This window comes from Priestia sp. TRN 1309, from assembly GCF_050846875.1.
Taxonomy (GTDB): Bacteria; Bacillota; Bacilli; order Bacillales; family Bacillaceae_H; genus Priestia; species Priestia zanthoxyli.
The window spans coordinates 664,526-679,048 of sequence record NZ_JBOZGM010000002.1 but is presented as its reverse complement, the minus strand read 5'-3'; the positions used below and the strand labels follow the sequence as shown (position 1 = coordinate 679,048).

Genomic DNA, 14,523 nt, shown 5'->3' with positions numbered 1-14,523 from the left:
ATAGTTAAAAAAATACGAGAACATCCAATTTCTTTTGGAACTGGATAATTTTTTGCAATGAAAGACTCCTATATTTCTGCTAGCATATGAACCACGTCAAGAAATAGCAAGGAGGCTTTTATTTTTATGATGAAAAAACTAGTAATTGCTATCGCAATGCTTATCCCGAGTTTTGGTGCAGGTTACTCAGCATTTGCTGCAGCACCCGCTCATGAACAGCACATTCAAGTAAATAAAAATGATAAAGAACTATTAGCTCGTCTTGTATCAGCTGAAGCCAAAGGAGAGCCGTACGCAGGCAAAGTAGCCGTGGCAACAGTTGTATTAAATAGAGTCGACAGCAGCAAATTCCCTGACACTGTAAAAGGCGTTATTTATCAAAAAGGTCAGTACAGCCCAGTCAGCAACGGTCAAATTAATAAACCTGCAGACAAAGGTTCTAAAAAAGCTGTAGAAGAAGCAATTAACTTCCAAGGTCAAGGAAAAGGTTCATTATTCTTCTTTAATCCTGATAAAACAGGAGATCAATGGCTGCGCCAAAAACAAGAAACAATTAAAATAGGGAATCATGTATTTGCAAAATAATAAAAAAGCTAATGGCTAGCTACGTGCTGTCATTAGCTTTTTTAGTTATGTACATAGCATAAACAGTAGAACAACCTTCGAAATTAGAATTTTATGGTAAAATAAAAGAAGTCATTCGTAATTAAAAATATGAGGTGATAACTTGAAAGAGAATATGATGTTTGCTTGGATAGCTTCATGGTTAGCTCTTGTTGGTCAGCTCATTTTTTTATGGGAGTAGCGCTTGTTACAGGGGATTGGCGCTACATGATGTGGAGTTTTATGATAAGCATAATTGTAGGTATACCTAGTATAATGGGTACTTATAAACGAAATCAGCAGCTAAAAGCATACAAAAAATAAGGAATATCGTATTGAAACGCGTTATGAAAGACTTAGAGAAATCCTCTAAGTCTTTTTTTGTTTGGGTATAAAAAGACATGAACCGTACTCCGTTCTTCTAAAAAAAGTACTTTTTACATAGTTTATCAATACAGAACATTTGATAAACACGCGGAGGAGTAAACATGAAGGAGCAGCCTAATTTTTTGTTGATTATGGTGGACGAAGAACGATTTCCACCCGTATATGAAAGTAAAGAAGTAAAAAAGTGGCAAAAAAAACATTTAAAAGCACATGAATTTTTAAAACAGCATGGAATGGGGTTTACTCGTCACTACGTCGGTTCTACAGCCTGTTCACCGAGTCGAGCTACATTGTTTACAGGGCAGTACCCTTCCTTGCACGGAGTGACCCAAACGCAAGGTATCGCAAAGAAGTCACAAGATCCTGATATGTTTTGGCTGCAGCCTAATACCGTCCCAACGATGGGAGATTATTTTAAGCAGGCTGGGTATCAAACCTTTTATAAAGGAAAATGGCATATTTCTGATGAGAACATCTTAATTCCAGGAACACATAACGTTTTTTCTAGCTACCAGATGCAAACAGGAATACCGGATCCAGAAAAAGAGCGCCTCTATCAACGGGCTAATAAGCTTGAAAAGTTTGGTTTTTCAGGGTGGATTGGTCCAGAGCCGGAAGGGAGAAACCCGCACAATTCTGGTTCATCTGCGGCCATTGGAGTGAGTGGACGAGACGAAATATATGCAGAGGAAATCATGGAGCTTATTCAACGATTAGAATATCAAAAGACTGCGCAGCCTTGGCTCATGGTAGCTTCGTTTGTGAACCCGCATGACATTGCGCTGTTCGGAGCGATCACCAAACACCTTGCTATGTTTCAGTTTTCTATTGATGAGACAATTCCGAACATCGAGCCGCCACCTACTATTAGAGAATCTTTACAAACGAAGCCTAGCGCTCAAAGCAGCTATAAATACATCTACCCAAAAGCGCTGCAGCCGACGCCAAATTCTAGTTTCTACCGGCGCTTATATTATCAGCTTCAAAAAAATGTTGACAAACAAATTTTGAAAGTCCTTCAGACTATAGAACAATCTTCGTTCTATGACAATACCATTATTATTTTCACGTCGGATCACGGTGATTTGCTGGGGGCTCACGGAGGACTACATCAAAAATGGTACAACATGTATGAAGAGTCGATTCACGTGCCGCTTCTCATTCATAACAAGCATTTGTTTCCTAGTTATCAACGTACAGACGTACTGACTAGTCACGTTGACTTGATCCCGACAATGCTTAGCTTGGCTAATATCGATGCTTCCGCTGTTCAAAAGCAATTGCAAAAAAGTCATACGGAAGTACATCCATTTGTTGGGCGAGACCTCTCAGGAACGTTGCGAGGAGAAACATCGCTCTATCAAGAAAAAGCACCGATTTTCTTTATGACGGATGATGACCCGACAAAAGGACTTCACCAAACAAATTTTTTAGGAGAAAGCTATCCGTCAGTCGTTCAGCCTAATCACATTCAAGCGGTCATTGTCGAGTTTCAATCAGCCGCAGGAAAGGAAATCTGGAAATACGCTCGATACCATGATAATCCGCAATTTCGGTCAGCACCTAACGAAAAAGATGAAGTCATCCACCGAGAGCAATATGAAAGTTACCCGGTGGATCTTACTAACCTTAAAGAAACATCGGTTCCGGATCAAATTGAAATGTACAATTTGACCAAGGATCCGTTAGAAACAGTAAATTTGGCTTACCCGTATTTTTCAACAAATGAAACAAGAAAAATTCAGCGGCAGCTTGATGTTATTCTTAAAGAACAACTCAGGAAAAAACGGATTTTCCCGCAAAGTGGAAGCATGTACCAGGAGCTTCCGTCTAAAGATAGATAAAAAATAGTTTCGACGAGTTCAAGCCTAATATTGGTGTAAGTAGAAAAAGGTATATTTAATATTTTAGTATATAAATAAAAAAACTGATGATACTTGTGCTATGTTACTTATTCTGATTTGAGCAGTACTGGATTTTAATTCGTTAATAATACTTAGATAAAGCAAATAAGTGCTTGTAATATCTTTCTTTTTTGCCTTTATTTTTACACAATAAAGGCAAAAACAAAATAAAATGCAGGTGTTAATATTATAATAAAAAACTTTTTAAGCCCATATATTCTTAAGTAACTTTTCGGGAATTTAAGCATAAATTAATTCTATAATATTAAAAAATAAAAATTATTTCTTGACTTCTGTAAAATTTATACACTATAATCACTTTTAACAACTAACAAACATTATTTGGCAACGAAAAGGACATGAATTAGGTGCCGTTTTCTTCGCAGAGAATAGGGTCAGCGGCTGGGAGCCCTTAAGAAATCATCTAATTTACCACCTTAGAGCTATTGCAGGGAATGTGCATAACTGAAACTGCAATCGGTAAAACCGTTATCTTTTTTGAGCGTAAAATGCATACAGGTATTTTACGGAATTAGGGTGGTACCACGACCGCATTCGTCCCTTCACTAGGGATGAGTGCGGTTTTTTATGTAGAAAAAATGAATATACAAGCATTGAAAAGGACATGAATCATTTTTGGATTTTCTTTACAGAGAGTAGGGTCACTGGCTGAGAACCCTTAGAAAACGAAATGAATTTACCACCTTGGAGCTGCGGCGGGGAATGTGTATACACTGAAACTGCAACCGGTAAAACCGTTATCTTTTTAAGCGTAAAATGCATACAGGTATTTTACGGAATTAGGGTGGTACCACGGCCGCATTCGTCCCTTTACTAGGGATGAGTGCGGTTTTTTTGTTGAATAAAAACATATTGGAGGAATGAACATGTCAAAACAAATGGAAGCAGAAAAACGAAATCATCAAAAATTAGGTCAAGAACTGGAGCTGTTTATGTCGATGGAAGAAGCTCCTGGTATGCCGTTTTTCTTACCTAACGGAATGATTGTTCGAAATGAGTTAGAAAACTACTGGAAACAAAAGCATTACAAAGCAGGCTATCAAGAGATAAAAACTCCCATCATGATGAAACAGGAGCTATGGGAACAATCAGGGCATTGGGAACACTATCATGAAAATATGTATTTTTCAAATGTTGACAAACAAAACTATGCGATTAAACCGATGAATTGTCCGGGAGCCATTTTATTGTTTAACAGCAAGCGAAGAAGCTATCGAGAACTTCCGATTCGATACGCAGAACTTGGATTGGTTCACCGTCACGAGCTTTCGGGCTCTTTAAACGGACTGCTAAGAGTCCGGTCATTCACACAGGACGATGCGCATTTATTCGTAGAACTTAATCAGATTGAAGCTGAGATTAGCCGCATTCTAGCGTTTATCCATGACTTTTATTCACATTTTGGCTTTGATTACAAAGTGGAACTATCCACACGTCCTGAAAAATTTATGGGAGATATTGAAACATGGAATCAAGCGGAAAAGTCGCTTCAATCTATGCTAAATGAAAAAGGATTAGACTACCAGGTGAATGAAGGAGACGGGGCTTTTTACGGGCCGAAAATCGATTTTCATATTTTAGACTCCTTAGGCCGCAGCTGGCAGTGCGGAACAGTTCAGCTTGATTTCTTAATGCCAGAGAAGTTTGACTGTATGTATATTGGAGAAGACAATAAACCGCATCGTCCTGTAATGATTCACCGCGCTATATACGGTTCCGTTGAACGTTTTATGGCCATCTTGATTGAACATTATGAAGGTCAATTTCCTCTTTGGTTAGCTCCAGTTCAATTTAAGCTTTTGCCTATTGCACCGCCGCATGTGGAATATGCGTACAAGGTGAAACACGAGCTGGAGTCACAAGGGTATCGTGTTGAAGTGGATGATCGTATTGAAAAAATAGGTCTGAAAATTAGAGAAGCCGAAATGCTCAAAGTTCCTTATATGGCCGTAATAGGAGATAAAGAAGTAGAAAATAAATCGCTTGCTATGCGAAAGCATGGGAAGAAAAACATTGGAACAGTAAGTGTTGAAGAGGCAGCTGTACACTTGAATAAAGAAATGGATTCAAACAGAGTTTATTGAAGCCATTTACCTTGCTAAATAGAAAAATCCGATTTTTTAAGTCGGATAGTGATTCCCTTCATCTTGTCTTACATCAAAATGAAGGGAATATTGAACTAGAAGGGTATAAGATAATATATATCAGCAGTATAACTTTTGCCTTAGACAAACGCCGGTATTTTATAAAAAAAATTATCTTGTTCCATTCGAATCGTTTGTACGGGGGGAAGCTGAATCTTCATTTGACAATTTGTTCATAGGTTGCTGACCTCGCTTCTTTTTAGAAGGAGAATAAAAAAGAAATTTAAACATAAAGTACACTCCTAATGCTAGTAAAATACAGCCAATAAGTAAGTTAAGCATCTCTCTCCGCCCTTCATACGCTTCAGTTTTCATCATTATAACACCCGTTAAGGTAAAACATTCATCGTTCTGTAAATAATCCCTATGTCAGGAATTTATATTTGAAGATAGGTAGCGAAAAAAACTATCTGGAAATAAATCGATTTATTTTTTAGAATATTAATTTTATTCAAACTTATTATACATAATCACAACGATGATTTCTTTATTTAGTTGATAAAGCCAAAATAGAGAGAGATTAAGAAATCGCTTACAAAAACTCTTGAAATATATATAATGATATTAGTATACTAATAGACAAGTTAGTAATTATTTCTATATAATTACTTCTGTATCTGAAGTAAAAACGCGTAGTCAAATAGGAAAAGACGTCATTTTTAAGTTTTTTAATGGATGAGTGGCAACAGAGAGGAGAGAGTGCAATGGGAAAACTATTTAAAAAGAAGTCAATCGAGCAATTATTAGAACAAAGTCAAAACAAATCTCTAGTCAAAACATTAGGGGCATTCGATTTGACTCTTCTTGGTATTGGAGCCGTAATAGGAACGGGGGTTTTAGTGTTAACAGGCTTAGTAGCTGCTAACGATGCGGGGCCAGCCGTTATTTTTTCTTTTATACTGGCTTCTATTGTATGCGGTTTTGCAGCGCTGTGCTATGCGGAATTTGCTTCAACTATACCTGTATCTGGGAGCGTTTACACCTATACATATGCAACCATCGGCGAAGTGGTAGCACACTTAATGGGATGGACATTGCTTTCCGTCTATTTATTAACGATGTCAGCAGTAGCAAATGGATGGTCTTCTTATTTTAATAATTTTTTAGAAGGCTTTGGTTTTTCACTCCCAAAAGAATTGATTACGATCCCTGCAAATGGAGGCCTGGTGAACCTTCCTGCTATTTGTATTACCCTTCTTATTACATGGCTGCTTTCAAGGGGAACTAAAGAAAGTAAAAAAGTGAATAATTTTATGGTGCTTGTTAAATTATTTATTATCCTTCTCTTTATTATTGTAGGGGCTTTTTATGTGAAGCCGTCTAATTGGACTCCTTTTATGCCTTATGGAATTGAAGGGGTTGTGACAGGGGGAGCGGCCGTATTTTTTGCTTTCTTAGGTTTTGATGCTTTATCTACATCAGCAGAAGAAGTAAAGAACCCGCAGCGCAATTTGCCAATTGGAATTATTAGTTCACTCGTGATCTGCACGATTATTTATGTAGCGGTATGCCTTGTTATGACAGGGGTTGTTTCTTACAAGGAACTGAATGTTCCAGAAGCAATGGCCTATGTTCTTCATTCAGTAGGACAAAATGCAGTGGCAGGAGTTATTGCTGCAGGAGCTGTCATTGGGATTATGGCTGTTATTTTCGCCTACATTTATGCAGCAACACGAATTTTATTCTCAATGAGCCGCGACGGCTTGCTACCAAAAGCATTTGCTAAAACAAATGAGAAAACGGGAGTTCCGACTCTCTCCACTTGGCTAGTAGGAATTATCGGAGCGTTAATTTCAGGATTTATCGATTTAAAAGAACTTGCGAATTTAGCAAATATCGGAGCCCTTTTAACTTTCGGTATGGTGGGCGTCAGCATTATCATCTTACGCAAAACGCACCCAACTTTAAAACGTGGATTTACAATGCCGTTTGTCCCGGTTTTACCAATTTTATCTGTATTATCTTGTTTATTTTTAATGATTAATCTTCCTAAAACAACATGGTTATATTTTAGCATATGGATTGTGCTTGGTATATTTGTGTATATAGGTTATTCTCGTAAACACAGTCGATTAACAAGTAAAGAAATGAAAAAAGCGAGTTAGAAGCAGAAAAAGAGCCTTTCATCCAAGAAAGGCTCTTTTTTTGCTTTTTGTTCAGTTGTTAGACAGTTAGGACGATTGTTCACTATGTTTTTTGCGTGTTTCCACAATAAACAGACAAGTGCTAATAACAAAAGCCGTTCCTACAAAAATGGCGCCAACCCAAGGAAGTGAAGTAAGTCCCATATGGTTAATAATTACGCCTCCGAAAAAGGCGCCAAAAGCATTTCCTAAGTTAGCAAATGAGTGATTCGAAGTAGAAGCTAAAGCAGGTGCTTCCTGTGCTAAGTTCATAATTTTCACTTGAATACCAGGCATTACAGCAAATGCTGCTGCTCCCCAGAAAAACAGCGTGATAATCGCTGCTGCTGGGCTTTTGACAGTAAACGTAAAAATAGTCAGCACAATACAAAGAAAAGCAAAGATACCTACAACCGAAGGAATTAACTTCCAATCTGCAAGCTTTCCTCCAACAACATTTCCAAGCGTAACGCCGCATCCGTACAATACAAGTATCCACGTAACGCTGTGTTCACTTACTCCCGTAACGTCTTCAAGAAGCGGTGTAATGTACGTAAATACAGTAAATAAGCTACCGCACCCTATTGCACTTAAAAGAAGCATCACAAGAAGTTTTGGTTGGCTAAAAGCAGCAAACTGCTGTTTTAGACCCGTTAATTTTTCTTGACCAAGCTTTGGGATAAACAGAATAATACCGATAAATGCAATGATTCCCATAATGGTAATAGCCCCAAACGAAGCTCTCCAACCTAAGTGTTGGCCAATAAATGTTCCTACAGGAACGCCGATGATATTTGCAATGGTTAAACCTGCCATCATCGTTGCAACAGCACTTGCTCGCTTATGCGGTTGTACGAGCCGTGAAGCAATAACAGCGCCTACTCCAAAGAAAGTACCGTGACATAACGCCGTAACTAAACGAGCTCCCATCAAAATTCCATAGTTAGGTGCAATAATAGCAATCGCATTTCCGAGAATAAATAAAAGCATGAGTAAACAAAGCAGAAGCTTTTGAGGAAGTCGATGAGTAAAAATGGTTAAAATTGGCGCGCCAATCGCTACTCCTAAAGCATAGCCCGTAATTAGCTGACCAGCAGTCGAAATGCTAACATGAAGGTCTTCTGCAACGTTAGGCAGTATCCCCATAATAACGAATTCCGTCATTCCAATAGCAAAAGCTCCAAGAGTCAACGAGATAAGAGCAATTGGAAAGGAATCTTTCTTACTGACCTGCTCATTAGCATGCATTGTATTCATGTGTGATCACCCTTTCTGTGTATAAAATTTATATCTCCTTGAAAAGAAGTCAATTACTAATAATACTTAAGTGATTGAGCTTTGACAACCAAAAAAGCTGATGTAAGCGGTATCTTTTGGGATTCCGTTTATCTTTATCATATATGAAGACAGTCAGACATAAATTTATTGACAGAATAAAGTTTAGTCCTATAAACTATTTTTAAAGTTGAATAGTTTATACCTATAAACTAAATGAGCAAAGGAGGGAAAGAAGTGACGAAAAGCAAGTTATATCAAGCTGTAGAACTTTTTGAAGAAGTGCTGTTTGTAGGAACAGAAGTCATTCACAGAGAGCTGAGCCATAACCTCTTCGAACATGTCTCAAGGCAGCAGTTTGATTTGTTAAATAGTTTAATGATTAAAGGTCCATCTTCACCTGGCAGTCTCGCTGTCTTGCAAGGTGTTCATAAAAGTGCCATTTCGAATCGAATTAAAAAACTGCTCGAAAAAGGGCTTGTGGAGTGGGACACTAATGAACTAGAGAGCGATAAACGTTCTAAGCTTATTAAGATTACGGCTGAAGGAGAAAAGGTAATACATGACGGAAATGCCGCGTGTTTTAGTATCATTGAGAATTTGTTTGATGATGTAGAAGAAGAAAAAATAGATACATTTATTGAAATTCTTACAATGGCAAAAGAAAAGTTAACTATAAAAGGGGAAAGCAAAAAATGAAATTTATTGTGAAATTTAAATGGGTGATTGCGGCCTTTATTTTAGCTTTAACGGTCATATTGATGCTAACGGCACCCAATTTAACAAAGCTCGCAAGTGAAAAAGGGCAGTCTCAGCTTCCTGATGATGCCGTTTCATCTAGGGCCAGCCAAATTCTCAAAAATGCCGGGGAAGACAGTAACACCATCAGCATGGTGATCAAGCTAGATAACGCATTAGATAAAGATAGTGAGAAACAGATACAGAAAATCATTGATAAGACAGAGAAAATTAAAGGTGTAAAAGATGTTACAACGCCTTTAACAGATGATCAAGATGTTCGTAACCAATTAATGTCTAAAGACAAAAAAACCGTTTTAGTTCCGGTTACTGTCAGTGGATCGGATGAAAAAGTTGAAAAAATAGCGAATCAGATTTATGACAGCGTGCCAAAAGACGTTACGGCATATGTAACAGGTGCATCTCTTATTAATCAGGATTTTGCACACAGTTCAGAAGAAGGGTTAAAGAAAACCGAGTTTATTACTATCTTCTTGATTTTAGGTTTGCTTCTACTCGTTTTCCGTTCAGTCGTGACGCCGTTTATTCCTATTTTAATTGTGGGAATCACATACTTAATCAGTCAATCGTTACTAGGTATTTTAGTTAAAAATGTCGATTTTCCAATCTCAACGTTCACGCAAACGTTCTTAGTAGCTATTTTGTTTGGAATAGGTACGGATTACTGCATTCTTTTACTTAACCGTTTCCGTGAAGAATTGGCTAACGGACATGATAAAGTAGAAGCCACGATCACGGCTTACCGTACAGCAGGAAGAACGTTATTCATTAGCGGAATTGCCGTATTTATTGGTTTTGCAGCCATCGGATTTGCCAAGTTTGCTATTTTCCAATCGGCCGTTGGCGTAGCAGTGGGAGTTGGTGTGCTGCTAGTGATTTTATTTACCTTGCTGCCACTTTTTATGGTTACGCTTGGAGAAAAATTATTTTGGCCGTCTAAAAAAGTGGCTTCTCATAGCGATAATAAGCTGTGGGGGTTTTTAGGAAGAAAGGCAGTAGCGCGACCGTTCGTATTTTTAGTCATTACAGCGATTATTACCGTGCCTTTTATTGTAACGTATGACTCAAAAGTATCGTTTGATTCTACTGCTGAAATAAGCAGTGATTATAAATCTATAAAAGGACTAAATGCTATCAGTGACGCACTGGGAGAAGGAAAAGCATTTCCTGTCAATGTTATTATTAAAGGAGATAAAGAGTTAACAAAGGCGGATGTTATTCCGTATTTAGGAAATATAAGCAAAGCAATTGAAAAAGTGGATCACGTGGATTCTGTTATGACGATCACACAGCCTACGGGAGAAAAGATTGATGATTTATATGTTAATTCACAGCTGGGCTCTGTATCAGACGGAATCAAAGATGCTGTTAAAGGAATCGGAGATGTACAAAAAGGATTAAGTGATATTGAAAAAGGGCTAAATCAAATAGCCGACCAAACGGGTTCTGCTTCTAAAGAATCTGGCGGGTCACTTGCACCTGCCGCAGACGGATTAGCTCAAGTTAATCAACAGCTGCAGCTTGTCAGCACTCAGCTCTCTACAACAGGAAATGTGCAGCAAGCGGTTCCTCAGCTTGCAGCAATCAGCAAACAGCTTACTACCATTCAAACCGGTCTTCAACAAGCAAATGAGAATCTTTCAGCTCAGCAAGGCCAAGTCGGAACCCTATCAGACAGTATCAATCAATTAGCAGAAGGTGTTGACAGTGCAAATGATGGGCTAACGAAAATCTCAGATGGCTTAACAAAAGCAACAGGTATGCTTGATAACATGAGTGACAGCTCAACAGTTAGAGATACGGGTATTTATCTTCCAGTAGAAGTGATGAAAGATAAAGGGTTTAAACAATCCATCGACAACTATTCTTTTGCAGATGGAAAAGGAGTTAAGCTCAGCGTAGTGCTCGATCAAAATCCATATTCTGAGGAAGCCATTTCAACCGTAAAAAATATTGAAAAAGCGGTGGCAAGCGAAGTCGTTGATACGCCGTTTGAGCATACAGAAATTGTGTATGGAGGGGTATCGAGCTCAAATGCGGATTTAAAAGATTTATCTACAACGGATCTTTCACGCACAATGGTCATTATGATGATTGGATTGTTTATTGTTTTGACCATTTTATTCCGTTCAATGATCATGCCTGTATACATGATTGCTTCACTGTTGCTTACGTATTATACAGCAATGGGAATCTCAGAGCTTCTATTCGTGGATATAATGGGGAATGACGGAATCAGCTGGGCCGTGCCATTCTTTAGTTTTGTTATTTTAGTTGCTCTTGGAATTGACTATTCTATTTTCTTGTTAGACCGTTTTAACGAAGAAGTGAAAAGCGGCGTAGCAGAAGGCATGGTTACGTCTATGAGTAAGATGGGGTCGGTTATTATTACTGCCGCTATTATCCTAGCCGGAACGTTTGGGGCTATGATGCCATCAGGTGTATTAACGCTTGTTCATGTAGCAACGGTTGTTATCATCGGTCTTTTACTTTATGGCCTTGTTATTCTTCCACTTCTTATGCCAGCGATTGTCGTGACGCTTGGAGAAGGAAACTGGTGGCCGTTTCTTCGAAAAAAAGAAAAATACAAAGTAGAAGAATAACTTATATATGCTGGATTTTATCAACAATCAGATATAACGTTAAGCATTAGATAGGATAAAAATGAAGGATAGATGAGCGTCATGAGACTGCTTTATCTATCCTTTTTTGTGCTATTGGAAAACTTGAGCATGATTAAAAGTAAACTTAAGCAGGCGCTGTGATAAATATACCGGGTCGAATAAAAGGCTTCCTACTAGGAAAACCTATAGTCAAAAACATGCGGAGGTCTTTTTAATGAAATTTGTAAATCTTTTAGCTAATCAGCGAGAAAAACGACGCGAACAAATGCGTGAAGCAGGCACATGTCCAGACTGCTTAGGAAAACGTTTTCACCATGTTGGGCTTTATTTTGTGCACGTTTATGAATGTCCGAGCTGTCAGGGGAATGAGGAAAACTAAATAATTCAGCCGAAAAGCTTCTTCATAAAATAGAAGCTTTTTTTATTTCACCACTATTACAAGCTCAGTAGGTTGAAAAGAATTGTTCCTTTAGAGCTAATAATGATAAGATTAAAAAAAGCAGCATCCAAGGTAATTCATACTCACTTTTACGTAAAAACCACTATAGTATAGAGATTATATAAAAAGGAGATTCCGGCATGGGTGAAAAAAAGAATATTGATATAGGTGGTCTTAGTTTTGCTTGGGATTTAGAAAAAGGAAAATTTAGCTTTGAAGGAGAAGATGCGATTCTTTTTTGGATTTCTTCGGCGATGAAAACATTGTTTGACACAATCGAAGAAATATCTGGAGAAGAGGCAGCTTCGGTAGTACTGGAAACCACTGGTTTTCGACAAGGATTAGTAGTAGGAGAGTACTTTCAAAATATGAAAGGCGTAACGGTTTTTGAAGCGGCTGAGTTAATTACAAATACATACGCTTCGGCTGGATGGGGGAAAACAACTATCAAATATTTAAATCCTGAAAGTAAAACTCTATCTGCTGAATTAAAAGACAGTTGGGAACATAAAATTAACGTGGCCCAAAAGAAAACAAAAGGAGGAAATTTTCTTCCGGCCCATTACGCAGGGATTTTCACAGGACTATTCGGGACAAATATTTGGTACAAGGTGATTCAACATCAAATAGAAGGGCATGAATGCACCACAGTAGAATACTTCCCTTCCAACATTGATATTACTCAAAATATTCATCAATTAGCGAGAAGAAAAGAAGCGCAGAAAATAGAACATTTGCAAAGCATTGTAGCAGAAAAAACGGCAGAGTTAAAAGATCTTATTAAAAAGCTTTCTTCTCCTATTATTCCGGTTTTGGAAGGCATAGTCGTCGTTCCTTTGATTGGCAAGTACGACGAGGATCGAACGGAAGATTTGATTGTCAATACATTAAATAACCTCCCAAAACATCAGGCTAATTATCTTGTGCTGGATTTAACCGGATTGGATAAAGAACTTACTGAATATACGGCAAGTCTTATTGAAAAATTAGGTGCAGCAGCGTCCCTGATTGGTACGAAAACAATTTTAGTAGGAATTTCTGCTGACTTAGGCTTAGTTATATCAAAGACTCATATTGATTTATCAAAATATGATTGTTTTCAAACATTGCAGCACGGTATTCACTATGCATTGGCACAAAGCGGACGAAGCATCGTTTAAAAGATATATTTGAAATATAACAAAATGCACTCATTCAACATTATAACAAATTTCTTTATCAAAGAACGGAGATGTATTGAAGGATTTCATTTTTCGAAAGAAGAATTGACATGAAACCAAAAGGTGTTATATTATTTTTATATAAAACCTTTTGGTGTTATTTTTGGAAAAGGAGAATGAAGACAACGATGAATGATAAAAGTGTAGTAGAAGATGTAAAACAGACGATAATATTTAACGCGCCGATTCAAAAAGTTTGGGATAAAGTAGCAACCGCAGAAGGGCTCCAACAATGGTTCATGCCTAATGATTTTCAGCCTCTGGTAGGATATGAATTTCATTTGCAATCGCCTTTTGGACCATCTCCGTGTAAAGTATTAGAAATAGATGCACCAAACTATCTTTCTTTCTCTTGGGATACGGATGGATGGGTCGTTTCGTTTACCTTAAAAGAAATGGGTAATCAAACTGAATTTACGCTTATTCATAGCGGCTGGAAAGAAGCTGAAACACTTCTTGAAAAAGCAAACGAAAAGAGTTCAGTGGTACGAGATAGAATGAGCTACGGGTGGACTAGTCTCGTGAATGAAAAACTTCGAAAGGTTGTTGAAAACTAAATGACTTCATCAGCTGCCAAGCATGATATCTTTCAAGCCATTGCTGATCCTACTCGAAGAAAAGTACTTGAGCTGCTTTCTGAAAAAGAATTGCCTATTTCAGAAATAACGTCCCATTTTTCAATAAGCCGTACCGCTGTTGTCAAGCATCTTCATATACTTTCAGAAGCAGACCTAGTCCATGGACAAAAAAAAGGCAGAGAAAAAGTGTATCATCTTCAGCCGGAGCCTTTGAAAGAAATAAAAGATTGGCTTTCTTACTACGAACAATTTTGGACAAACAAATTATCTATTCTTCAGCATATTGTTGAAAGAGACGAAGAAAGAAATCAATAGAAAAAGCATAAAAACGTTTTTTATAAGGAATATAGCAAAGCCGGTCGTTAAAAAGACTGGCTGTTTTACATAAAAGCTGGTTTTATTTTAGAAGGACAAATAAAAGAAAGATGCAGAACACCATAGGGCAT

12 protein-coding genes and 1 other annotated feature are annotated in these 14,523 nt (G+C 37.7%); of the genes, 10 read left to right on the top strand and 2 right to left on the bottom strand.

Going from position 1 to position 14,523, the window contains the following annotated elements; translation table 11 throughout:
* The first annotated feature begins 126 nt into the window (after nt 1-126).
* The 3 genes from ACRPLQ_RS10765 (at nt 127) to thrS (ending at nt 4,999) form a co-directional block, all read left to right on the top strand.
* Nucleotides 127-585, top strand: coding sequence for a cell wall hydrolase (locus ACRPLQ_RS10765; protein ID WP_049164594.1), 459 nt, complete (start codon nt 127-129; stop codon nt 583-585).
* A 506-nt stretch (nt 586-1,091) separates the two neighbouring features.
* A complete protein-coding gene (locus ACRPLQ_RS10760) occupies nt 1,092-2,834 on the top strand; it encodes a sulfatase-like hydrolase/transferase (protein WP_432235961.1) in 1,743 nt (580 codons plus the stop codon).
* 665 nt (nt 2,835-3,499) lie between these two features.
* Nucleotides 3,500-3,728 (top strand) — a binding site (T-box leader).
* Between the two features lie 53 nt (nt 3,729-3,781).
* Nucleotides 3,782-4,999, top strand: coding sequence for a threonine--tRNA ligase (thrS, locus tag ACRPLQ_RS10755; RefSeq protein WP_367072023.1), 1,218 nt, complete (start codon nt 3,782-3,784; stop codon nt 4,997-4,999).
* A 171-nt stretch (nt 5,000-5,170) separates the two neighbouring features.
* Here thrS and ACRPLQ_RS10750 read toward each other — a convergent pair whose 3' ends face one another.
* Nucleotides 5,171-5,374, bottom strand: a complete 204-nt coding sequence (locus tag ACRPLQ_RS10750; RefSeq protein ID WP_261765726.1) for a hypothetical protein — start codon at nt 5,372-5,374, stop codon at nt 5,171-5,173.
* A 389-nt stretch (nt 5,375-5,763) separates the two neighbouring features.
* Here ACRPLQ_RS10750 and ACRPLQ_RS10745 point away from each other — a divergent pair, with 389 nt between their 5' ends.
* Complete coding sequence (locus tag ACRPLQ_RS10745; RefSeq protein WP_048020877.1) at nt 5,764-7,164, top strand: amino acid permease; 1,401 nt, start codon at nt 5,764-5,766, stop codon at nt 7,162-7,164.
* Between the two features lie 66 nt (nt 7,165-7,230).
* Here the strand turns inward: ACRPLQ_RS10745 and ACRPLQ_RS10740 are convergent, their stop codons facing one another.
* Complete coding sequence (locus ACRPLQ_RS10740) at nt 7,231-8,439, bottom strand: MFS transporter (RefSeq protein WP_432235960.1); 1,209 nt, start codon at nt 8,437-8,439, stop codon at nt 7,231-7,233.
* A 255-nt stretch (nt 8,440-8,694) separates the two neighbouring features.
* Between ACRPLQ_RS10740 and ACRPLQ_RS10735 the strand changes: the two genes are divergently transcribed.
* The 6 genes from ACRPLQ_RS10735 (at nt 8,695) to ACRPLQ_RS10710 (ending at nt 14,392) form a co-directional block, all read left to right on the top strand.
* Nucleotides 8,695-9,156, top strand: coding sequence for a MarR family winged helix-turn-helix transcriptional regulator (locus ACRPLQ_RS10735; RefSeq protein WP_033579007.1), 462 nt, complete (start codon nt 8,695-8,697; stop codon nt 9,154-9,156).
* Nucleotides 9,153-11,819: an MMPL family transporter gene (locus tag ACRPLQ_RS10730; protein WP_432235959.1), complete on the top strand. Its 2,667-nt coding sequence runs from the start codon at nt 9,153-9,155 to the stop codon at nt 11,817-11,819. The genes ACRPLQ_RS10735 and ACRPLQ_RS10730 overlap by 4 nt, the downstream gene beginning before the upstream one ends.
* Nucleotides 11,820-12,054: 235 nt before the next feature.
* Entirely contained in the window at nt 12,055-12,219 is a 165-nt protein-coding gene (locus ACRPLQ_RS10725) for a hypothetical protein (protein WP_165573448.1), read from the top strand.
* Nucleotides 12,220-12,419: 200 nt separating this feature from the next.
* Nucleotides 12,420-13,439 (top strand): STAS domain-containing protein, encoded by a 1,020-nt coding sequence (locus tag ACRPLQ_RS10720; RefSeq protein WP_432231493.1) that lies wholly within the window; start codon nt 12,420-12,422, stop codon nt 13,437-13,439.
* Between the two features lie 188 nt (nt 13,440-13,627).
* Entirely contained in the window at nt 13,628-14,056 is a 429-nt protein-coding gene (locus tag ACRPLQ_RS10715) for an SRPBCC family protein (RefSeq protein WP_028413312.1), read from the top strand.
* On the top strand, nt 14,057-14,392 hold the full coding sequence (locus ACRPLQ_RS10710) for an ArsR/SmtB family transcription factor (protein ID WP_028413311.1): 336 nt from the start codon (nt 14,057-14,059) through the stop codon (nt 14,390-14,392).
* The last annotated feature ends 131 nt before the right edge of the window (nt 14,393-14,523 follow it).

Excerpts from the sequence above, each read along its gene's own strand:
- ACRPLQ_RS10720 (WP_432231493.1), top strand. The coding sequence starts at position 12,420 with ATGGGTGAAAAAAAGAATATTGATATAGGTGGTCTTAGTTTTGCTTGG.
- ACRPLQ_RS10725 (WP_165573448.1), top strand. The coding sequence starts at position 12,055 with ATGAAATTTGTAAATCTTTTAGCTAATCAGCGAGAAAAACGACGCGAA.
- ACRPLQ_RS10715 (WP_028413312.1), top strand. The coding sequence starts at position 13,628 with ATGAATGATAAAAGTGTAGTAGAAGATGTAAAACAGACGATAATATTT.
- ACRPLQ_RS10730 (WP_432235959.1), top strand. The coding sequence starts at position 9,153 with ATGAAATTTATTGTGAAATTTAAATGGGTGATTGCGGCCTTTATTTTA.
- ACRPLQ_RS10765 (WP_049164594.1), top strand. The coding sequence starts at position 127 with ATGATGAAAAAACTAGTAATTGCTATCGCAATGCTTATCCCGAGTTTT.
- thrS (WP_367072023.1), top strand. The coding sequence starts at position 3,782 with ATGTCAAAACAAATGGAAGCAGAAAAACGAAATCATCAAAAATTAGGT.
- ACRPLQ_RS10760 (WP_432235961.1), top strand. The coding sequence starts at position 1,092 with ATGAAGGAGCAGCCTAATTTTTTGTTGATTATGGTGGACGAAGAACGA.
- ACRPLQ_RS10740 (WP_432235960.1), bottom strand. The coding sequence starts at position 8,439 with ATGAATACAATGCATGCTAATGAGCAGGTCAGTAAGAAAGATTCCTTT.
- ACRPLQ_RS10745 (WP_048020877.1), top strand. The coding sequence starts at position 5,764 with ATGGGAAAACTATTTAAAAAGAAGTCAATCGAGCAATTATTAGAACAA.
- ACRPLQ_RS10710 (WP_028413311.1), top strand. The coding sequence starts at position 14,057 with ATGACTTCATCAGCTGCCAAGCATGATATCTTTCAAGCCATTGCTGAT.
- ACRPLQ_RS10750 (WP_261765726.1), bottom strand. The coding sequence starts at position 5,374 with ATGAAAACTGAAGCGTATGAAGGGCGGAGAGAGATGCTTAACTTACTT.